Source organism: Pantoea sp. ICBG 828, assembly GCF_002928355.1.
Classification (GTDB): domain Bacteria; phylum Pseudomonadota; class Gammaproteobacteria; order Enterobacterales; family Enterobacteriaceae; genus Pantoea; species Pantoea dispersa.
On the sequence record NZ_POWN01000013.1, the window covers coordinates 1 to 22690 of the forward strand.

The 22690-nt window shown below is 42.8% G+C and carries 18 protein-coding genes; 17 read left to right on the top strand and 1 reads right to left on the bottom strand.

What is annotated here, in order from left to right:
* Positions 1–635: 635 nt before the first annotated feature.
* The 17 genes from galF to C1Y43_RS23735 all read left to right on the top strand — a co-directional run bounded on the left by galF (position 636) and on the right by C1Y43_RS23735 (position 21510).
* On the top strand, positions 636–1532 hold the full coding sequence (galF, locus tag C1Y43_RS21920) for a UTP--glucose-1-phosphate uridylyltransferase GalF (protein WP_104189684.1): 897 nt from the start codon (positions 636–638) through the stop codon (positions 1530–1532).
* Between the two features lie 45 nt (positions 1533–1577).
* A complete protein-coding gene (galE, locus tag C1Y43_RS21925; RefSeq protein WP_058757297.1) occupies positions 1578–2591 on the top strand; it encodes a UDP-glucose 4-epimerase GalE in 1014 nt (337 codons plus the stop codon).
* Between the two features lie 519 nt (positions 2592–3110).
* On the top strand, positions 3111–4526 hold the full coding sequence (locus C1Y43_RS21930) for a mannose-1-phosphate guanylyltransferase/mannose-6-phosphate isomerase (RefSeq protein WP_058757298.1): 1416 nt from the start codon (positions 3111–3113) through the stop codon (positions 4524–4526).
* A gap of 14 nt (positions 4527–4540) precedes the next feature.
* The gene (gene cpsG, locus C1Y43_RS21935; RefSeq protein ID WP_104189686.1) at positions 4541–5920 is read left to right on the top strand and encodes a phosphomannomutase CpsG; all 1380 of its coding nucleotides are present in this window, start codon (positions 4541–4543) and stop codon (positions 5918–5920) included.
* Positions 5917–6714 (top strand): ABC transporter permease, encoded by a 798-nt coding sequence (locus C1Y43_RS21940; protein ID WP_058757300.1) that lies wholly within the window; start codon positions 5917–5919, stop codon positions 6712–6714. Before cpsG ends, C1Y43_RS21940 begins: the two co-directional genes overlap by 4 nt.
* Entirely contained in the window at positions 6714–7931 is a 1218-nt protein-coding gene (locus C1Y43_RS21945; protein WP_104189688.1) for an ABC transporter ATP-binding protein, read from the top strand. Before C1Y43_RS21940 ends, C1Y43_RS21945 begins: the two co-directional genes overlap by 1 nt.
* Position 7932: 1 nt before the next feature.
* Entirely contained in the window at positions 7933–8850 is a 918-nt protein-coding gene (locus C1Y43_RS21950; RefSeq protein WP_088516593.1) for an FkbM family methyltransferase, read from the top strand.
* 5 nt (positions 8851–8855) lie between these two features.
* Positions 8856–10073 carry a glycosyltransferase gene (locus C1Y43_RS21955; protein ID WP_104189690.1) on the top strand — a complete coding sequence of 406 codons (1218 nt, stop codon included), beginning with the start codon at positions 8856–8858 and terminating at the stop codon, positions 10071–10073.
* Positions 10066–11451: a glycosyltransferase family 1 protein gene (locus C1Y43_RS21960; protein WP_104189692.1), complete on the top strand. Its 1386-nt coding sequence runs from the start codon at positions 10066–10068 to the stop codon at positions 11449–11451. The genes C1Y43_RS21955 and C1Y43_RS21960 overlap by 8 nt, the downstream gene beginning before the upstream one ends.
* A gap of 38 nt (positions 11452–11489) precedes the next feature.
* Positions 11490–12530 (top strand): GDP-mannose 4,6-dehydratase, encoded by a 1041-nt coding sequence (gmd, locus tag C1Y43_RS21965; protein WP_058757304.1) that lies wholly within the window; start codon positions 11490–11492, stop codon positions 12528–12530.
* A 1-nt stretch (position 12531) separates the two neighbouring features.
* Positions 12532–13434 (top strand): GDP-mannose 4,6-dehydratase, encoded by a 903-nt coding sequence (locus C1Y43_RS21970; RefSeq protein ID WP_058757305.1) that lies wholly within the window; start codon positions 12532–12534, stop codon positions 13432–13434.
* Entirely contained in the window at positions 13410–14576 is a 1167-nt protein-coding gene (locus C1Y43_RS21975) for a glycosyltransferase family 1 protein (RefSeq protein WP_088516589.1), read from the top strand. The genes C1Y43_RS21970 and C1Y43_RS21975 overlap by 25 nt, the downstream gene beginning before the upstream one ends.
* A complete protein-coding gene (locus C1Y43_RS21980; protein WP_168715151.1) occupies positions 14573–15688 on the top strand; it encodes a glycosyltransferase family 4 protein in 1116 nt (371 codons plus the stop codon). Before C1Y43_RS21975 ends, C1Y43_RS21980 begins: the two co-directional genes overlap by 4 nt.
* 133 nt (positions 15689–15821) lie before the next feature.
* Positions 15822–17231: an NADP-dependent phosphogluconate dehydrogenase gene (gndA, locus tag C1Y43_RS21985; protein ID WP_058757307.1), complete on the top strand. Its 1410-nt coding sequence runs from the start codon at positions 15822–15824 to the stop codon at positions 17229–17231.
* A gap of 86 nt (positions 17232–17317) precedes the next feature.
* Positions 17318–18265 (top strand): glycosyltransferase family 2 protein, encoded by a 948-nt coding sequence (locus tag C1Y43_RS21990; protein WP_104189694.1) that lies wholly within the window; start codon positions 17318–17320, stop codon positions 18263–18265.
* 28 nt (positions 18266–18293) lie between these two features.
* The gene (locus tag C1Y43_RS21995) at positions 18294–19214 is read left to right on the top strand and encodes a hypothetical protein (protein ID WP_146068683.1); all 921 of its coding nucleotides are present in this window, start codon (positions 18294–18296) and stop codon (positions 19212–19214) included.
* Position 19215: 1 nt separating this feature from the next.
* On the top strand, positions 19216–21510 hold the full coding sequence (locus C1Y43_RS23735; protein WP_146068684.1) for a hypothetical protein: 2295 nt from the start codon (positions 19216–19218) through the stop codon (positions 21508–21510).
* A 33-nt stretch (positions 21511–21543) separates the two neighbouring features.
* Here the strand turns inward: C1Y43_RS23735 and C1Y43_RS22000 are convergent, their stop codons facing one another.
* Positions 21544–22656: a succinylglutamate desuccinylase/aspartoacylase family protein gene (locus tag C1Y43_RS22000; RefSeq protein WP_104189698.1), complete on the bottom strand. Its 1113-nt coding sequence runs from the start codon at positions 22654–22656 to the stop codon at positions 21544–21546.
* Between the last annotated feature and the right edge of the window lie 34 nt (positions 22657–22690).

Sequence of the window (22690 nt, forward strand, 5' to 3'; positions counted from 1 at the left end):
TCTACGAAGCAGGCTTTATGCCCAGGGGGCGCCCCCATCTCACCAGCAACTTCCCGATGATCAGTCGGGGATCATCATACCCGGAGGAGAATGATCGGGATATAAGGGGCGCCATTTATGGCGACCTTTCAAAATCAGATGTGGACGGTGAATGACGTGCAGCTGCCGGTGCGCATTAATGCGCACCCTACAAAAACTTGCTGTGATCTCGTAGGGGCGCCATTCATGGCGACCTTTAAAATCAGATGTGATCGGTGACTGACGTGCAGCTGCCGGTGCGCATTAATGCGCACCCTACAAAAACCTGCTGTGATCCCGTAGGGGCGCCATTCATGGCGACCTTTCAAAAATACGCTTCCATCTTCGCCCCAATGATGTTTCCGCAACGCCGGTCTGAACGCTCAACAATCCCTGGCCTCACCGGTCATCGCCTTGCACTCTGCCTTCCACTGTTTTTCAGCCATTTAGCCACTTTTTTTTCCCGCCTGATTACCGGGTGGCAGATGGACTTTTTGACGATTTTTTATGTGTTGACAGAGAGTTAGTGCCGGTTTTTCAGATAAAGATTATACTTGCTCAACCGGCCGATCCTGCATAATCGACCCCACGTATTCACTTCATGAAATGGAATAAATATGACCAAGCTTAAAGCAGTAATCCCGGTTGCGGGTCTCGGTATGCATATGCTCCCTGCGACTAAAGCCATTCCGAAAGAGATGCTGCCTATCGTCTATAAACCAATGATTCAGTACATTGTCGACGAGTGCGTGGCGGCGGGCATCAAGGAGATTGTGCTGGTCACCCATGCTTCCAAAAATGCAGTGGAAAACCACTTCGATACCACCTACGAGCTGGAAGCGCTGCTTGAAGCGCGCGTAAAACGCCAGCTGCTGAGCGAAGTGCAGTCAATCTGTCCGCCGGGCGTGACCATCATGAACGTGCGTCAGGCGAACCCGCTGGGTCTTGGCCACTCAGTACTGTGTGCCCGTCCGATGATTGGCGACAACCCATTTGTGGTGGTACTGCCAGACGTTCTGCTGGATGACTCCACCGCTGACCACCTGCGTTACAACCTTGCCGCGATGGTGGCACGCTTTGAAGAGACCGGCCGCAGCCAGGTTCTGGCGAAACACATGCCGGGCGAAGACCTGTCTGAGTATGGCGTGCTGACCACTGAGCAGCCGCTGGATAACCCGGGCGATATCAGCACCATCACCAACTTCGTGGAAAAACCTGAGCATCCGTCCGAGCTGAACTCAGACCTGACCGCCGTGGGCCGTTACGTGCTTTCCGCGGATATCTGGGGTGAACTGGAGCGCACAGAGCCAGGCGCCTGGGGCCGTATCCAGCTGACCGATGCCATCGCCTCTCTGAGCCAGAAAAAACCGGTTGATGCTCAGCTGCTGACCGGCACCAGCTTCGACTGCGGCCGTAAACTCGGCTACATGCAGGCCTTCGTCTCGTACGGTCTGCGCAACAACACGCAGGGCCGCGATTTCCGCGAAGCAATCCAAAAAATTCTGGCAAAATAATCTCTTTCCCCGCCGCGCAGGTTGCGCGGTTTTAAAGGAGTACACATGGCTATTTTGGTAACGGGCGGAGCAGGGTACATCGGCTCCCATACGGTGCTGGCGCTGTTAGAGCGCGGCGACGACGTTGTAGTCCTGGATAACCTTTGCAATGCCTCGCGCGAAGCAATCAATCGCGTTGAGAAGCTGGCCGGTAAGAAAGCGGTATTCGTTGAAGGCGACATCCGCGACCGCGCCTGCCTGCGCGATCTGTTTGCCAGCAATGACATCTCGGCCGTCATCCACTTCGCCGCGCTGAAAGCGGTAGGCGAATCCACGCGCATGCCGCTGGAATATTACGAGAACAATGTCGCCGGGACCGTGGTGCTGCTGGAAGAGATGCGCGCCGCTGGCGTGTGGAACTTTATCTTCAGCTCATCCGCCACCGTGTATGGCGCTGACGCACCGGTTCCGTACGTCGAAACGACGCCGATTGGTGGCACCACCAGTCCGTACGGCACCTCCAAGCTGATGATTGAGTTCGTGATGCGCGACTTCGCCAAAGCCGAGCCGAACTTCAAAGCCATCGCGCTGCGCTACTTCAACCCGGTCGGCGCGCACGAATCCGGTGAGATTGGCGAAGACCCAACCGGTATTCCGAACAACCTGCTGCCGTACATTGCGCAGGTGGCGATTGGGCGTCTGGACAAGCTGGGCGTGTTTGGCGATGACTACGCGACGCCAGATGGCACCTGCCAGCGCGACTACATTCACGTCGTCGACCTGGCGGAAGGGCACCTGAAAGCGCTGGATCACCTGCCAAAAGTTGAAGGTTACAAAGCTTACAACCTCGGCGGCGGCAAAGGCTTCTCAGTGCTGGAGATGATCAAGGCGTTTGAGCAGGCATCCGGTAAACAGATTCCGTTCGAGTTCAAACCGCGCCGCGACGGCGATCTGCCAGCGTTCTGGGCGGATGCCAGCCTGGCCAACAAAGAGCTCGACTGGCGCGTCACGCGCGGTATCGATGCGATGATGCGCGATACCTGGAACTGGCAGTCGAAGAACCCGAATGGGTTTAAGTGATTAAGCAGGTAATGAGTAAAAACCCGGCATATGCCGGGTTTTTTTATGGGCAAATAATTTACTTTGATGTTTTTTTGGTCAGGCATTCATTTGCGGGATGCAGAAAAATCCTAATCAGCACCAGACTAATGCATCAACGTCACAGCTCATCATATTGATTTAGTGAAACCTCGTTACAGCCTTTCATTCTGCGAATCGCCAGCTATATTCTTTCCGGCTCAGTAGCTTGGCGATAAACGCACCGGTGAAAGAAAATTAAGATTCGTCGCGCTGGCATCGGACAATAACCATGTTAATTCGGCAGCACAAAATGTATTATTTGCGATGGTCTCAGACAAAGCGGTTGATGCTGCAATATTGACCATAATTAGCCGAGACGGAAAGCACAGGATTGACTTGTTACACAGCATATTGGTTGCTGCAAGCCAAGGGCGGTAGCGTGGCTATTTTTTGTTTTGCTGAAAAATTGTCCCGCTGGAAATGATAGAGCAGTCTAAAAGACACATTAGAGGTTGTGGAATGTTACTTCCCGTAATCATGGCCGGAGGAACCGGCAGTCGTTTGTGGCCCCTTTCACGTGAATTGTATCCAAAACAGTTCATCAGCTTGCATGGACAGCACTCGATGCTGCAGGAGACTGTCAACCGCCTGACCGGTGTTGAAGCGCGAGCTCCACTGGTCATCTGCAACGAAGAGCACCGTTTCCTCGTCGCTGAACAACTTCGTCAGATCAACAAACTTTCCCATAACATCATTCTTGAGCCGGTTGGTCGCAACACGGCGCCAGCGATTGCTCTGGCAGCGATTAACGCGATTGAGCAAGGCGATGATCCGGTGCTGTTAGTGTTAGCCGCCGACCATGTCATTGAGAACCGCGCGGCATTCCACCAGGCCATCACCACCGCAACGAAATATGCCAAGCAGGGGCATCTGGTCACCTTCGGCATCGTGCCCACCGGACCTGAAACCGGTTACGGCTATATTCATCGCGGTGAGCAGCTGGCGGGTGATGAACATGCGCCGTTTAGCGTGCAGCGTTTTGTGGAAAAGCCTAACCTGAAAACGGCTCAGGATTATCTGGCTTCCGGTGAATATTACTGGAACAGCGGGATGTTTATGTTCCGCGCCAAACGTTATCTGCAGGAACTGGAAAAATTCCGTCCAGATATCCTGGATGCCTGCCGCCGTGCCATGGCGAACGTGGCAGAAGGTAACGACTTCATCAGCATTGATAAAGACGATTTCATTGCCTGCCCGGATGAGTCAGTTGATTATGCCGTGATGGAGCAAACGGACGCAGCCGTCGTGGTGCCGCTGGATGCGGGCTGGAGCGATGTCGGATCCTGGTCCGCGCTGTGGGAAGTGAATGAAAAAGATGCAGCCGGTAACTCGCTGAAAGGCGATACCTTCCTGCACAACACTAAAAATTGCTACATCAACAGCGAAGATCAGTTAGTGGCAGCTATCGGCGTGGAAAATCTGGTGATTGTTAACACCAAAGATGCCGTGCTGGTGGCGCGCAAAGATCAGGTTCAGGACGTCAAACGCGTGGTGGAGTTCCTGAAGAGCGAATGCCGTACGGAATATCGTCGTCATCGTGAAACTTACTGGCCATGGGGACGCTGCGATCTGGTGGTCAATACCGGCCGTTTTAATGTAAATCGTATCACCGTTAAACCGGGTGAACGTTTCGAATTACAGATGCATTATCACCGAACTGAACACTGGGTGATCTTATCCGGCACTGCCAAAGTGACTATTCAGGATAAAACCTTATTGTTGACGGAAAACCAATCGACCTTTATTCCGATTGGCCATCAGCACACGTTAGAAAATCCAGGCAAGATTCCGTTAGAGCTGCTGGAAATTCAGTCAGGCTCCTATCTGGGCGATGACGATTTAATTCTGATTAAAGAACAATTTGCAAGTAAGTAAGGACAGACGAGATCATGGCAGCATTGACCTGTTTTAAAGCTTATGACATTCGCGGTGAGCTTGGCGCGGAATTAAATGAAGAAATTGCATATCGTATTGGTCGCGCTTATGGCGAATTTTTAAAGCCGGAAACGATTGTTGTGGGCGGCGATGTTCGGCTGACCAGCGAAAGCCTGAAAATGGCCCTGGCCAATGGTTTAATGGATGCGGGTACCAATGTACTTGATATCGGCTTAAGCGGCACGGAAGAGATTTATTTCGCCACCTTCCATTTAGGCATTGATGGTGGCATCGAAGTGACGGCAAGCCATAATCCGATGAACTATAACGGCATGAAGCTGGTGCGTGAAGGTTCCCGTCCTATCAGTGGCGATACAGGCTTACGTGATGTTCAGCGTCTGGCTGAAGCTAACGATTTTGCGCCGGTCGATGCAGCGAAGCGTGGCAGCTATAAACAGATTTCGGTATTGGATGCCTATGTCGATCACCTGATGGGCTACATTGATCTGGCAAATTTCACCAAAGCCATGACGCTGGTCATCAACTCGGGTAATGGCGCTGCCGGTCATGTTATCGATGAGATCGAAAAGCGCTTCCGGCAGGCGAATGCACCGGTCACCTTCGTTAAAGTTCACCATGAAGCGAATGGCAACTTCCCGAATGGTATTCCTAATCCCTTACTGCCAGAGTGCCGGAAAGATACCTCCGATGCGGTGAAAGCGAACAAAGCCGACATGGGCATCGCATTTGATGGCGACTTTGATCGCTGCTTCCTGTTTGACGAGAATGCAGAGTTCATCGAAGGTTATTACATTGTTGGCCTGCTGGCCGAAGCGTTCCTCAAAAAAGAGCCTGGCGCGAAGATCATTCACGATCCCCGTTTGACCTGGAACACCATCGACGTCGTCACTAAAGCGGGTGGCATACCTGTTATGTCTAAAACAGGTCATGCGTTTATTAAAGAGCGCATGCGTGAAGAAGATGCTGTGTACGGCGGCGAAATGAGCGCACATCATTACTTCCGTGATTTTGCTTATTGCGATAGCGGAATGATTCCGTGGCTGCTGGTAGCAGAGTTGCTGGCGGTGAAAGGAATGACGCTGTCTGAACTGGTTGCGGAACGTATGAAAGCATTTCCGTGCAGTGGCGAGATTAACTATAAAGTTAATGATGCAAAAAAAATCCTTGAAAATTTAAAAAGTGAATTTGGACTGGATGCTTTTAAATCAGATACTATTGATGGCTTGAGCTTTGAATTTACTGATTGGAGATTCAATGTTAGAACATCAAATACTGAGCCATTACTAAGATTGAACGTTGAATCAAGATCAAATGATGGTTTAGTGAAAGAAAAGCTTGAGGCTATCTCTTATTTAATTAAGGCGCAGGAATGAATCTATCTCTTTTTAAATCCTTATGGGGTTATCGTGGGTTCGTTTTAGGTAATGTTAAGCGAGAATTTCAAGCGAAATATCAAAACTCACTATTAGGTGCGCTGTGGAATATACTTAACCCACTATCCATGATAGTGGTTTACACAGTTATATTTTCTCAAGTGATGCATTCGAGGATGCCTGGAGTTACTAATAGCTTTGGCTATAGCATTTACCTTTGCTCCGGTATTTTGACTTGGGGGCTTTTCGCTGAAGTCGTTGGTAGAGGTCAGAATGTATTCCTTGAATATGCTAATCTACTTAAAAAAATTAGCTTTCCGCGCTTATGTTTGCCAGTGACAATTATATGTAATGCTTTATTAAACTTCTCAATAGTTTTTAGCTTATTTACACTATTTTTGTTGGTTTCTGGCAACTTTCCGGGGTTAAGTTATTTTTACTTAATTCCAGTGCTTTTAGTATTAATGGTCTTTGCAATTGGCTTGGGTATCACATTAGGTGTATTGAATGTTTTTTTTCGAGATGTTGGGCAATTTTTCGGAATAGCTCTCCAGTTTTGGTTCTGGCTAACTCCGATCATATATCCTGCAGACATATTGCCTGCTAAGGCTCAGCAATACCTATCATACAATCCCATGTATGGAGTAATTACTGCAGCGCAGAATATTCTAGTCAAAAGCGAATCGCCTCAACTGCACCAGTTAATACCTACGTTATTTATCGGGATTATTCTATGCGTAATTGGCTTGAAGTTGTTTCGCAAGCATTCCGGTGAAATGGTGGATGAATTGTAATGGGTAAGATAACAGTTAATAATGTTGGAAAAGCATATAAGCAGTATCCCACAAGGTGGAGTCGTTTAGCGGAATGGTTTCTACCAGGTAAAAGAAAATGCCATAAGCTAAAATGGGTATTAGAAAATATTTCCTTCGAGGTCCATCCTGGAGAAGCGCTGGGTATTATAGGGATTAACGGCGCAGGTAAAAGCACACTTCTAAAAATGATTACTGGTACCACGCAACCAACTACTGGAAAAATTAGTTTAGAAGGTAGGGTTGCAGCTATGCTGGAATTAGGGATGGGATTCCATCCAGATTTTACAGGTAGACAAAATGTAATTATGTCTGGACAGCTTTTAGGATTTAGTCTTGAAGAAATTTATCAGCTGATGCCGGGGATAGAGGAGTTTGCAGAGATCGGAGCATATATAGATCAGCCTGTTCGAGTGTATTCGAGCGGGATGCAAATGAGACTAGCTTTTTCAGTCGCTACAGCTGTTAGACCAGATATTCTTATTGTTGATGAAGCACTCTCTGTTGGTGATGCTTATTTTCAGCATAAAAGCTTCAATAGAATCAGAGAATTCAGTCGTGCAGGCACGACTCTCCTTATAGTTTCGCATGATAAACAATCCATCCAGAGTATTTGTGATAAAGCCATCTTGTTAAACAGGGGCAAGCTGGAGATGGAAGGGGATCCTGAGTCTGTAATGGATTACTATAATGCTCTGTTGGCTGATAAACAGAATCAGAAAATAGAACAAGTTGAGCTTGCTGATGGTAGTATCCAAACTGTATCGGGCAGTGGAGAAGCAACCGTCAAAGATATTCGGATATTAAATCAGAAAGGAGACAGCATTGAATTTATCGATGTAGGTGAAGCTGTTACACTCAAAATAACAGTGGTTGTTAATGAAAATCTGCCGAGACTTGTGTTGGGTTACGGTATTAAAGACAGACTGGGACAAGTAATATACGGAACCAATACTGACTTAAAAAAACAAGCCATAATTGAGGCTAGAAAAGGGTCAGAGTATGTGTTTAACATTAGATTTAACGCTAACTTAGGTCCTGGTAGCTACTCAATTCAAACAGCATTAGTCAGTACGGATACTCACTTAGTTAACAATTACGAGTGGCGAGACTTGGCGATGGTTTTTAACATCATTAACATTAATAAACCACACTTTGCCGGATGCGCATGGATTGATCCAGATATAGAGATAAATTGAAATGCCGATAGTAAGTTTCGCTCAAAACTTTGAAGACGTGATGTTGTGGCGTTCTTTAAAAGATATAACTAATGGATTCTATATTGATATTGGTGCTAATGACCCGCTAATCGATTCTGTTACCAATCTTTTTTACCTAAATGGATGGAGTGGGATAAATATAGAACCACTCAAAAAACATTACGATGCATTAGTTGAAAATAGAGAACGAGATATAAATCTGAACTGTGCTATATCAAATTGCACAAGCGAATTAGATATTTGGGAATCTGATATTAGAGGGTGGGCGACACTGGATAAAAGTGTTGTCGAGCAACATGAGTTAAATGGATTTAAGGGCGTTTGGAGAAAAACGCCAGTAAAAACTCTTAAACAAACAATCGAAGAATCGTTGCCAGCTAATATTACTGATATACATTTTCTAAAAATTGATGTTGAAGGAGTTGAAGAGCAAGTCGTAATGAGTAACGATTGGTCAAAGTATCGACCCTGGATTCTTGTTATTGAATCGACAGCACCAAACTCACAAAATGAAAGTCATACTAGTTGGGAAGAGATATTGCTTGCTAACGATTATATATTTTCATACTTTGATGGTTTGAATAGATTTTATATTAGCAAAGAGCATGAGGAATTACTTCCTAATTTTAAAAATCCACCTAATGTTTTTGACGAATTTATTACTTATGCTGAACATTTGAATAAAGAAGTTATCGCGGAGCTTCAAGATAATCTTCAAGTAATGAATGACGAGGTTAGCTCTCTGAATGAGCTTTTAGTAGACAAGAATGAAGAGTTGCGTATTTTTTTGGATGAAAATATGATCTTGAAAAATAAATTGAGTGAAGTTTACAGCAGCCACTCATGGAAGCTAACATCTCCTTTTAGACGTGTTTCAGCATTTTTAAGAAGGAAATAAATATAATGAAAAACATCCTTTTTTTGAGCACTTATCCATTTGCCAAACCAAGACATGGCGGTCAGATCAGACTTAGCCAGTTAGTCAAGAAGTTCGAGCGAAATGGTTGGAAGACTAGGTCCATCGCAGTATATGAGGAAGAAAGTTTTTTGGGTGACGAACTTGGTCCCTATGATATCCCATTTCCTGTTGATTCCTTATTTAGATCTTACAAGGGACGACACGTTCCACTAATTAATGATCTTTTAACTGGCGCATATGCTACTTCAGATGAAGGAGGGTTCAGTAAAATTTTAGCTAACCTCCCGACAGAAATTGACGTAATTCACGTTGAACAATGTTGGCTCTGGAATCTGGTCGAAAAAATAAAGAGCATTCCAAAATATAAAAACTCGATCGTAGTTTTTGGTTCTCAAAATATAGAGTTTTTATTAAAGAATGATATATTAGAACAATATAATATTGCAGACCGAGACGATGTAATTGAAGACATCAAGCATCTGGAAATGAGAGCCGTACATGAAGCAGATGTAGTAGCTGCGGTGACAAAAAATGATGTTAAGTCTATGCAAGGTTGGGGCCGTGAATCCATTACGTTAGCAGCAAATGGTATTGAACCATGGAAAACGGATACTTTGACCAGTAAATGGGAAAGTAAATTACCTAAATCCCCATGGATGCTCTATGTTGCCAGTGCTCATCCACCTAACTTTACCAGTTTTAATAAAATTATTGGGGAGAGTTTAGCTTGTATTCCGCCTGATAGTAAGCTTGTTATTGCTGGTAGTGTTTGTGAACATATTTATAAAGAAGTTTTAAAATCGAAATGGGCTAGCATTAATATCAGCCGTCTAGAGTTTTTGTATGTGTTAGATGATGATGACTTAGCGGAAGTTAAGAATAGAGCACATGCATATTTTTTACCTATTGAACATGGTGGTGGTTCAAATCTCAAAACCGCTGAAGCTCTTTACTCAGGCAAGCCAGTAATAGGCACTCTATCAGCTTTTAGAGGTTTCGAAGAATTTTGTGATAGCTCTCGTATCAATATTATTAATAATCCTGAAGAATTCTTTTCAGCAACCAGGCAAGTTTTGACAAGAATTTCACCAATTTTAGATTCCAAAGAGCTTTCCAGCTTAGAAAAGTTAACATGGGACAAATCATTGGATAGTTTGATTCTCGAGGTGGAAAAAGAATATGAGGCTAGTCTAAATGCATAATACTTGGATTGATGTCACAACAATTTTAGGATGGCATAGATCTGCTGTTGGTATTGTCAGAACAGAAGTTGAATGCGCCACGTATGCCTTAAAGATGAATTCATCAGCCTCTGTTAAATTCTGCGCATATAATCCATCAAAAGGTTATTATGAGGTAGAGAAAGGAGTTGTCGAAGAAACAATCAAGCGGATAAATGGACATATTAAAAAGAAAGAAACTTTAATTGCTCAGCCGGGACCGTCAACGATTAATTATAAAGCAAAATTCAAAAGTTTCATTCTTAATTTAATTCGTAAGTTACCAACGAGCTTACAGAGAAGAGTTTTAAACTATCTTCTGCCACGGCGTATTGCGGCTAGTAGTTTGTTAGCTTCCTTAAGATATGCAAAGTTAGCTTTACAGCAGTTGTTAAAACCTAATGCAACTCCCGTAAACGTTCAGCAGCTTGGACATAGGGCTTCTGATAATGTGAATTCACCTTTTAGCCAAGGTGATGAATACATATCAATGGGACTGGATTGGGATCAAAAAGATTTTCAGTATTTATATAGATTAAAAAAAGAACTTAATCTTAAAGTTAAGCTTTTCTGTTACGATGTGATTCCTGTAAAATTACCTCATCTTTGTGTGGGGGACGTTGCTGGAAAATTTTCACATTATTTTTCCGATGTTGCCTGGTGTGCCGATGAAATATTTTGTATTTCTAAATGCTCCAGGGATGATTTGAAAGAATTGTTAGAGCAACTTGGAACGCCTATCCCAAAGTTAACTATCGTTAAGTTAGGTTGTGAAATTAGTGAAGTTGATACGCAACCAGAAATCTCTAATGAAGTACAATTTTTATTGGGCAAAAAATATTTATTATTTGTTTCTACGATTGAAAGAAGAAAGAATCATGAGGTATTATATAAAGCCTATACAAGACTAGTGGATAGCAAGGTCCATGATCTGCCATTACTTGTATTTGTTGGCATGCCAGGTTGGGGTATGAATGATTTTATTACCGATTTGAATCTGGATCCAAGGGTGAAAGGTAATATTATTCAATTGAATAATGTTTCCGATCCAGAATTAACACTGCTCTATAAAAATTGTTGGTTTACAGTTTATCCGTCATTATATGAAGGTTGGGGATTGCCTGTTGCTGAGAGTTTAGCGTTTGGAAAATACTGCCTGGCTTCTTCAGCAGCATCTATCCCAGAAATCGCTGGGGATTTGCTCGATTATGTGGATCCCTGGGATGTGCCCGCATGGTCAAATAATATTAAGTATCTTATTGAAAATCCGGATGTTATAAGGCAGAAAGAGTTAAGAATCAGTAAAGAATATAGTTCGACCAAATGGTCTGATACCGCTGAATCTATATTAGTAAAGTAAAACTGTATTTATGTTTAACCAAAAAAGTGGAATTTCTTATGAGTAACAAGGTTGCAATCGTAACTGGTATCACTGGACAAGATGGTGCTTATCTTGCAGAGCTTCTCTTACAGAAAAATTATACAGTTTATGGCACATATCGTCGTACTAGCTCCGTGAACTTCTGGCGTATTGAAGAGTTGGGAATTAAAAACAACCCAAGCTTGCATCTGATCGAATATGATTTGACTGATCTATCAGCAAGTATTCGCCTTCTTCAAACTAGCGGTGCAACTGAAGTTTACAACTTAGCGGCTCAGAGCTTTGTTGGTGTCTCATTCGAACAACCATTGACGACTGCCGAAATAACAGGTGTAGGCCCTGTAAATTTGCTTGAAGCCATCCGAATTGTTAATCCATCAATTCGGTTCTATCAGGCTTCTACGTCCGAAATGTTTGGGAAAGTTCAGGCTATCCCTCAAAAAGAAGACACACCATTCTATCCAAGAAGCCCATATGGCGTGGCTAAGTTGTATGCGCACTGGATGACGATTAACTACCGTGAAAGCTATAACATTTTTGCTTCAAGCGGAATTTTGTTTAACCATGAATCCCCGCTGCGTGGTCAGGAATTTGTTACTCGCAAAATCACTGATTCAGTTGCAAAAATCAAACTTGGTAAGCTTGATGTACTTGAACTGGGCAACCTTGATGCGAAACGCGACTGGGGCTTTGCTAAAGAGTATGTAGAAGGAATGTGGTTGATGCTTCAGGCAGATGAACCGGATACCTTTGTACTTGCTACCAACCGAACAGAAACTGTACGTGACTTCGTATCGATGGCATTTAAAGCTGCTGGTATTGAATTACGTTTCGAAGGTAAAGACGAACAGGAAGTGGCAATTGACGTGGCAACAAATAAAGTTGTTGTAAAAGTGAATCCGAAATTCTACCGTCCAGCCGAAGTTGAATTACTGATCGGTAATCCCCAGCGTGCTAAGGATATTCTTGGATGGGAACCTAAAACTACTCTTGAAGAGTTATGTGCTATGATGGTTAAAGAAGACCTTCGCCGTAACGAACAAGGATTCTCTTTCTAATATGACTAATGGCAAAAAAGCATTGATCACCGGGATCAAGGGCTTTACCGGCCATTATATGGCAGCGGAACTTTCCGCTGCTGGATATGATGTTTATGGCCTGGGTTCAGCTTCCTCGGATAATATCGATAACTATTTTCAAGTAGATCTCACAGATAATATTCAAGTTAAAAACGCAGTAGATTGTATAAGTCCCGATGTGGTCGTTCATTTGGCAGCAATTGCTTTTGTTGGTCACTCAAATCCGAACGCATTCTATGATGTCAACCTTTCCGGCACGCGCAACTTGCTATCTGCGTTAACAGAAACAAAGAAAAAGCCCGAAGCCGTATTAGTGGCAAGTAGCGCAAACGTTTATGGAAATAATATTGCTGGTAAGCTTGATGAATCAACGCTTCCGAATCCTGCCAATGATTATGCCGTTAGCAAACTTGCTATGGAATACATGGCTAACCTGTTTAAAGATAAGTTGCCATTAATTATTACCCGTCCTTTTAACTATACGGGAGTAGGGCAAGCTGAGAATTTTTTAATTCCTAAAATTGTCAAACATTTCCGCGAACGCAAAGACGTTATTGAACTTGGTAATATAGATGTATGGCGTGACTTCTCAGATGTACGAGATTTAGTAAAATGCTATGCTGAATTACTAAAGTGTAAAGCTTTTGGGGAAGTGGTCAATGTTGCTACTGGAGAGATGCATTCACTTAGAGATGTTATTAGCCTTTGTGAAGATATTACCGGTCACTCCATAACCATTGAGGTAAATCCTGGATTTGTTAGACCAAATGAAATCAAAGAGTTGTGCGGTGATATTTCGTTGCTGAATAGTCTGATTGGCCATGAAATGCAAAAAGTACCACTTAGGGAAACTCTGAAATGGATGCTGGAAACAAAAAGCTAGAGGTTGTTTTCTCGACGGATTGCATAAAATACCCTTTAACGGGTATCGGGCGTTATGCTTTTGAACTGGCGAAACAACTTCAGCAACGGGAAGATAAACTTTCACTTACTTTTTTGCATGGAACAAGAATAAGAGATTCATTGGCGGTTGCAAGTGAATCTTCGCAATCCGTTCAGTCGCTTAAGCGAGAGTTACAAAAAAGCAAAATAGTTAGTGAAGTTTATCGCCTTGTTTTTCCTCATTTAAAGTCCCGGGCACTTAAAAAATTCAAAGAATACATTTACCATAGTCCTAATTATTATCTCCCTCCGCGTGTTAAAAATTGCGTTGCGACTTTTCACGATCTGTCAGTATTTCATTGGCCACAGTTCCATCCTGCTGGGAGAGTACATCTCATGCAGAAAGAGTTGCGTAACACTGTAAAGCGTGCTTCGGTATTGATAACGGATTCGTATTATACAAAAAATGAGTTGATGGAATTTTTTTCGCTGGATGAGAAGAAAATTTCAGTTGCACCATTGGCGTGTAATCACCAATTTCATTCGCGAACTCAAGAGGATGTTCACGCAGTATTGGATAAGTATCATTTAAAATGGCGTCGCTTCTTTCTTTATACTGGTACAATCGAACCCAGAAAAAATATTTTAACGCTTCTACGTGCATATGATCGCTTGTCATTACAAGAGAAGAACAATTTCCCGCTCGTTATTAGCGGATATAAAGGCTGGGAAAATGAAGAGCTCTTTCGTCTTTTTGATAAAGGCGAGCGGGAAGGCTGGTTGAAATATTTAGGCTTTGTGCCAGGTAACGATTTACCCATGCTCTTTAGTGCTGCTAACAGTTTCCTCTTTCCTTCGATTTATGAAGGGTTTGGATTACCAGTTTTGGAGGCTATGTCATCTGGCACTCCCGTTATTTGTTCAAATGCAACGTCATTACCTGAAGTTGTTGGAGATGCCGCGCTAATGCATGAACCGGAAGACATAGAATTGCTCACGCATTATCTGAAAATGATGATTAATGATGAGGAGTTGAAACAGAAAATGATCCAGGTTGGTCTTAGTCAAGCCCAAAATTATTCGTGGTCATTCTGTGCCGATAAAACGATAGAAGCGTATGATCAGGTTTCTAAATTAATATGATAAAAGTCCTTCACTGCTATAAAACATATTACCCGGATACTTTTGGTGGGATTGAGCAAGTTATTTATCAGCTCGCTGAAGGCGGTGTGAAAGAAAATATCCAATCAACGGTTTTTACGCATAGTCCTGATTTTGATGATGCTATTTCAATGTTGGATCATCATACTATTCATCGTGTTAAAACATTATTTGAGTATGCTTCTACGCCAATTTCATTTACTGCTATTGCTGAGTTTAAAAAGCTAGCAACACAGGCAGACATTATTCATTATCATTTTCCCTATCCGTTTATGGATGTCCTGCATTTCTCAAATTTTACAAAAAAGCCATCGATCGTAAGCTATCATTCCGATATTGTTAAACAAAAGGCTTTGCTAAAACTTTATACACCATTGATGAATAGGTTCCTTTCCAGTGTAGATTGCATTGTTGCTGCATCACCAAATTATGTCGAAAGTAGCCCGATTCTGCAAAAATTTAAAGATAAAGTTAAGGTCATTCCCTATGGTCTGAATGAAAGTTTTTATCAAAACAATGATCCCCAGGTATTAGAAAAGTGGTCCCAGCGATTCCCTAACGGCTTTTTTCTTTTCATTGGGACTTTTCGTTACTATAAAGGGCTTCACATACTCATCGATGCTGTCGCTGGTAGTGATTATCCTGTTGTCATTGTTGGTGCGGGACCCATCGAATCTGAACTGAAAGCGCAAGCCCAATCGTTGGGTATCGACAATATTCATTTCCTTGGTGCATTACAGGATGACGATAAATCTGCGTTATTACAGCTTTGCACTTGCTTAGTTTTTCCTTCACATCTTCGTTCAGAAGCTTTTGGTATTTCTTTGCTTGAAGGGGCTTTGTACTCAAAACCACTGATTTCAAGCGAAATTGGAACCGGTACTACTTTCATCAATATTGACGGTCTTACCGGTCTGGTTGTCCCGCCTTCAGACCCCAGGGCTTTACGCGAAGCTATGGATGAGATCTGGTTCAACCCAGAGAAGGCTCATACCTTTGGCCAGGCTGCTCAACAACGATTCGAAAAACTTTTTACAGCGGACAAGATGATTGAAAGTTATGCAGGTTTATATATGTCTCTGTTAAATAAGTAAATTTTATCACTCGCTGCATTTCTCAAAAAGCATCAATAATTACCTCTTATCACCTCTCATGAGTTAACATATTGGTCACTTACTGAATGGTGTTACTGGTAACACCTAGCGAGACCACAGACAGGAGTATGTAATGTCCAAGCAACAGATCGGCGTTGTAGGTATGGCAGTGATGGGGCGCAACCTTGCTCTTAACATCGAAAGCCGCGGTTACACAGTCTCAATCTTTAACCGTTCACGTGAAAAGACTGATGAAGTTATCGCTGAAAATCAGGGCAAAAAACTTGCTCCTTATTACTCCGTGGAAGAATTTGTCGAGTCGTTAGAAAAACCCCGCCGCATCCTTCTGATGGTACAGGCAGGCGAAGCGACAGATAAAACCATCGCTTCACTGACGCCACACCTCGATAAGGGCGACATTCTGATTGATGGTGGTAACACCTTCTATAAAGACACTATCCGTCGTAATAAAGAACTGTCTGATCAGGGCTTCAACTTCATCGGTACCGGTGTCTCCGGCGGCGAAGAGGGCGCACTGAAAGGCCCATCGATCATGCCTGGCGGTCAGAAAGAAGCGTATGAACTGGTAGCGCCAATTCTGGATAAAATTGCTGCGCGTGCAGAAGACGGTGAAGCCTGCGTTACTTACATCGGTCCGGACGGTGCTGGTCACTATGTGAAGATGGTTCACAACGGTATCGAGTATGGCGATATGCAGCTGATTGCAGAAGCATATGCTTTACTGAAAGGCGCACTCGGTCTGAATAATGAAGAGCTGGCTAAAACCTTCACTGACTGGAACAACGGTGAGCTGAGCAGCTACCTGATCGACATCACCAAAGATATCTTCACCAAAAAAGATGAAGACGGTAAATACCTGGTTGATGTGATTCTGGATGAGGCAGCCAACAAAGGTACTGGTAAATGGACCAGCCAGAGCTCCCTGGACCTTGGCGAGCCACTTTCTCTGATCACTGAGTCAGTATTTGCTCGTTACCTCTCTTCACTCAAGTCACAGCGTGTTGCAGCTTCTAAAGTGCTGAGCGGCCCTCAGGCGCAAGCCTTCACCGGTGACAAAGCTGAGTTCATTGAGAAAGTGCGCCGTGCATTGTATCTGGGTAAGATCGTTTCTTATGCTCAGGGCTTCTCTCAGCTGCGTGCGGCTTCAGAAGAGAACAACTGGGATCTGCATTACGGTGAAATCGCGAAGATCTTCCGTGCTGGTTGCATCATCCGTGCACAGTTCCTGCAGAAAATTACTGATGCTTATGCGACCGATGCTAACATCGCAAACCTGTTGCTGGATCCCTACTTCAAAAACATCGCTGATGAATATCAGCAGGCGCTGCGTGATGTTGTCTCTTATGCCATCCAGAACGGTATTCCAACGCCAACCTTCTCAGCGGCAATTGCATACTACGATAGCTATCGCTCAGAAGTGCTGCCTGCCAACCTGATTCAGGCGCAGCGCGACTATTTTGGTGCGCACACTTATAAGCGTATTGATAAAGACGGTGTGTTCCATACTGAATGGCTAGTTTGATCATTTATCTTTAGTAAAAAATCCCAGCTTGCTGGGATTTTTTGTTTTCTTTTATTATTCAATTAAATTATCTCGGGATTTAAAAAGTGAAACTTATTATTCAAATGCCATGTTTCAATGAGGCTGGAACTTTAGCAATTGCTTTGGCAGCGTTACCCCGTCATGTCAAGGGGTTTGATAAAGTCGAATGGCTTATAATTGATGATGGCAGTACGGACAATACTGTTGAAGTCGCTAAGGAATGCGGTGTTGATCATATTGTTCAACATATGGGTAATAAAGGATTAGCAGTAGCTTTTATGACGGGTATAGATAACTGTCTAAAATTAGGTGCTGATGTAATAATTAACACTGATGCAGATAATCAATACAATGCTGATAATATTCCTGATTTAGTAACTCCAATTCTTGAAAAAAAAGCTGAAATGGTTATCGGTGCCAGACCAATAGCAACCATTGAACATTTTTCACCTGCAAAAAAGTTTCTGCAAAAATTGGGTAGTTGGGTTGTAAGGGGAGCAAGTAAAACAAATATTCCTGACGCACCTAGTGGGTTTCGAGCAATAAGCCGAAGCGCTGCACAGAAATTGATCGTTTTTAGCGAATATACTTACACATTAGAAACCATAATTCAGGCGGGACAAAAAGATATTTCAATCTGCTCTGTACCTGTTGACGTTAATGATGACCTTCGCCCATCAAGGCTAGTAAAAAGTATTCCCTCATATATTCAAAGAAGTATATTTACTATTATAAGAATATTTGTCATCTATAGACCATTCAGATTCTTTTTAACAATTGGTTCTTTATTGATGTCAGTCGGGGTTTTGATTAGTATAAGATATTTATATTTTTACTTTTTCCGTGATGGTGAAGGGCATGTTCAGTCGCTGATTCTTTCCGCCATTTTAATCATGATGGGATTCCAAACGATATTAGTCTCATTTTTGGCTGATTTGTTATCCGCCAACCGGAAATTATTAGAAGATATTCGTGTTAAGACAAATAAGATATTACATGATGAAAAAGAGTGATTCGGTATTTTATTAGGGTGTGGATGAGATGAACGGTAAAATACCTGTAAACAATAGCACAAGTGTAAGTGCTAATAAAAAAAATTACGCAAAAGCGTTGAATTTTATTGGTGGCCTTATTGCAATACTGAGCATTATCTTTGTAGCATTGCGTTTGAATAGCTATCTTACAAGTGAAAGCTTGTCGTTTTTTAATTTGAAGCATGTTTTCATTGTGTTGATACTGGTTGTTCTTTATGGACTTGGTAGTCTATTGTTAGGATGCGCCTGGAAAAACATTTTGGCAATGTCTGGTTCTGAGAAAAAGCTTAAGTGGGCAATTTCAACTTATGGTCTAGCCCAAATTGGAAAATATATACCCGGCAATATATTTCATTTGGCAGGCCGTCAGGCATTAGGTTTGAAAGATGGCGTATCAGGAGTAGCCCTTGCTAAGTCCACTGTTTGGGAGCTTGGTTTGTTAGCAATAAGTGGAGCAGTTTTTCTGATAATTGCAGCCCCCGCTTATTTTAATCTTCCTGAAATAGCGACAGTATTATCTTTGCCTGTTTTTTTAGTAACAACAGTCGTTTTCTATTACTTTTTATCTGTTTTTTTTAATGAGTTGTTAGGTAAAGCTTTTATACAGCAAGTTATATTTCTAACCTTGTCAGGATTTATCTTTTATTTCCTTATTTGCATTGTAAGTGAACAGGGTTTTCTTGATTTTAGTAAAATGCATTTCCTCTTTTTCGTGCCTGCAGCCTTTGTTACAGCCTGGTTAATAGGATTGGTCACCCCTGGAGCTCCGGCAGGAATGGGGATTAGAGAGGTTGTGCTTATTTACTTATTGGGCGGATTATACGATAAGGATATTATAATTTTAACAGTATTGATCTCCAGGATAGTCACTGTGTTAGGTGATGTGTTTTTTTATACTATTTCTTTTTATATTCGGAGAATCAACTAAGATGATGGTTGGTGATGTTAAATTCTCTTCTGGGAATTTTGTTTTCTGTACAATATGCTTATTATTGGCATTAATAATCAACAATGTTATACCTTTTTTATCACTGCCTACAATGGGACAGGCGCTGTGGGCTATGGGTTATGCGAAATCTCTATCTAACGAAGGTTTTTTCAATTTATATGCTTATGATATAGGGTTCCCACACCCTGCCGCTATCGCATTTGGATTATCCGCTGTTTTACCATTAAGTTGGTTAATTAAGTTCGGCATTTTGCCCGAGGCTGCTTATAGCTTAGTTTTTGCTTTATATATTGGCTTGGCATTCTTAGGATGCTATAAAATCAGTAGGTTATTTCATGCAAGCCAAAATATTGCATCTATTTTTTCATTACTTTGGCTTATCACACCAGTTATCGGACGCCACTCAGGCTATTCGATGTTGATGCTTGGAATAGCTCTCATTCCATTTTATTGTTGGATAACCTATGTTTTCTTTCAGGCATCTGAATATGATTTCAGTCAGCTTTCATTAAAGTTTTTAGCCTTTCTAAGTTCTGTAATTATATCCGTTTTTATGGATGGCTATACTTTTATCATGTTTGCGGTAGCAGCATCTGCAATAGCTTTATTCTCATTCCTTCAATCAGCCAATAAAAAATCATTCTTTCTCAAGAAATTAATTGGATATTTAGTGGCTTTTTGCTGTGCTTACCTTCTTTATTCCTGTTTCATAGGGAAAAGTTCATATCAGCCAGAGTCTTTAGATTTTTTTAGAGGTTGGGGGTTAGATTTAAGCTTTTTATTTATTCCTACTCAAGGTGTGTTTTGGTTTTATGATCTATTAGCTTTATCGAAACATCGAACAGCATCACAATTTTTTGGTGATGCCTCAGTATGGAATACGAGCTTTATTTTGCCATTTTTATTGTTAGGTGTAATTGGATGGTATCAAAACAAGAGAAAAAGTATCTGGTTTTATTGTGTTTTTATTTTGGGTGTTTTTTCTGTTTATATGGCACTAGGACCATCGATAAAGCTTTTCTCATTTAAACCTGATAATTACATCGCGCCATCTGATATGGCTAATACTATGCTAATGCCTGAGAAGTATGCATTAGCTCCAACTGGTAATTCTTTTATATCGCAATACCTTCCTGGCTTCAATGTTATGCGAGCCTCATATAGGTGGATCGCTTTAGCATCCTTTTGCTTTTGGGTCCTAACTTTAAGTATGTTGGTAAGAGTAAGTAAAAAGAGGCAATATATATTTTCAATTCTACTGGTCGCTCTATTTCTTCCTCATTTATCTAAGGCCTGGAACTATGGAAGAGCTAATTTTTTATCCGTAGCGGATATTAACAAGAAAATGGTCGACAATCTTAAAATTGATATCGATCGTTCGTCTCGAGTGGCATTCATTCCATGGAATAATGATTTCTTTGCTAATTATTTAGCGCCTTATTCTAATTTCAAAACCTTTAATATTGGTGGTGATAAGAATTTAGATGTGGCTAAATTGCATTGGCCGCCGGTTATGCTCAATCTACAAGGAGCAGTTTCTGACGCTCAAATTCCTTATATAACTCAGTTGTTATTAAATAAAGACGTTGATTATATCATAATTCCTTTTGTTAACATGTTATGGTCTGCCCATTATTGGGAATGCCCTGAGGATACACTACTGCCTTTATCATCAGAAAAGCGGATTTCACTTAAAAATGATCTGGATTTCAAGTGTCCCGCTGTTATAAAAAAGAATTATTCGTCTTTAATTTATAAATTAGATGAGATTCCATTCTTCAATGTTAAAGAAAGAGATTACTATGCTGTTATTAGTTTAGATGAAAAGAAATATACCGAATATCTTAACTCCGAAAACATCCATTATCCTTTTGTTATAAATGATACAGATTTCAATCTTGACTTTGTACTTGATGATGGATGGTATTATAGAGAACCGGGTCATGTTTGGTCAAAAGATAAGGCAGTTTTACAACTTCCAGTGCCAAATGACTCATCGAATTTTTATGTGCTTAAATATAATGTTTTATTATCAAACGTAAGAAATTCGGTTGATATAGAGTTTAAAACTTCACAAAATAATCAGATTGTTACAGAGGAAGTTACATCCAAAACCAATGATGCTTCGATTGTTTTAATTCCAATCGATCATTCTCAGAAGGTCCAAAAGATAGAGTTGTTTGTAAAGGACGCTAAATCTCCAGCTGAGTTAGGTCTTGGTACGGATAACAGAATGTTAGGACTTTCTTTACAGGAAGTATCTATAAAACATTAATCTTTAACGGCCTTTAAATAGGCCGTTTTTTTCCTATACCAGCAAATCCCCTCTGCGTCCCGCATTTTCCCCCGCCAGCCTCACCACCAGCATCCCGGCCGTGACAAACTTGGTCAGGTTTCGTGCATACAGCACGCCGCCAAACTCAGCCACCAGCGGTGTTACGTAGTCATTGATCGGGTCGACAATCTCCGCCACCACTTCGCCCGCTTTAACCCACTCGCCTAATTTTCTGCGGTTCAGCAGCAGTCCGGAGTGAGGCGCGTGGATGTACTCACAGCCCGCCAGTTGCGTTGGCGCGTGGATCAGGGCAGGGGAGTCTCCGGTTTCTCCGGCAATATATCCCCCTTCAATCAGCGCATTGATAATCGCATCCGCATCTTTCTCCGCCTGTTCCTGCGACACATCGGCTACGCCGCGCAGTTCCAGCGTCACCGGCAGCAGGCCGCGCGGCATTGGGTAGTCTTTGCCAAAACGCTCGGCCAGCGTCAGCCAGGGTTCGCAGCAGGCCTCATCAAAGGGCTCTCCACCGGAGATCTGCGCCAGTAGCTGCACTTCACTGCCAAGCCAGCGCGCCAGCGGCTCAATCTCCGGCCAGGCGTGCGGTGTGGTGTAAAGATGCGGCAAGGCATCCCAGTCGCAGTGCAGGTCAATCATCAGGTCTGCCTGGCTGGCCATGCGCATCAGGGTAAAGCGCTGGGCCTCCAGTTCGGTTTTGGCGATGCGGTCGCGGTAGTGACGATCGATGGCGTCGCGAATCAGTCGTTTGTTTTCATATTCACTCTGTGTCAGCGATCCCGCCAGTTCAGCCGCCAGCGTATCGCCCAGCGCCGGGAAGCGACGGTTAAAATCCTGACCAGAAAGAGTATGAAAACGTCCGAGATGAGTGCCGTGCCAGTGCTGACCCAGCGCGAGCGGATTCGCGACCGGCACCAAAGTGACTTTGGCTTTTAGCTTGCCCGCCGACTCCAGCGCCAGCAGCTTCTGCTTGAGATACCACGCCACCGCCATGCCCGGCAGTTCATCGCCGTGCAGCGCCGCCTGAATATACACCCGCTGCTGTGAGTCGGTGCCGAAGTGGAAGCTGACAATTTCCCGCTGGGTGCCCAGCGTCGCGCTTAACAAAGGATGATGTTGTTGTTGCATAACGCTGTCGATGTCCTGTGTCTGGGGCACGCTC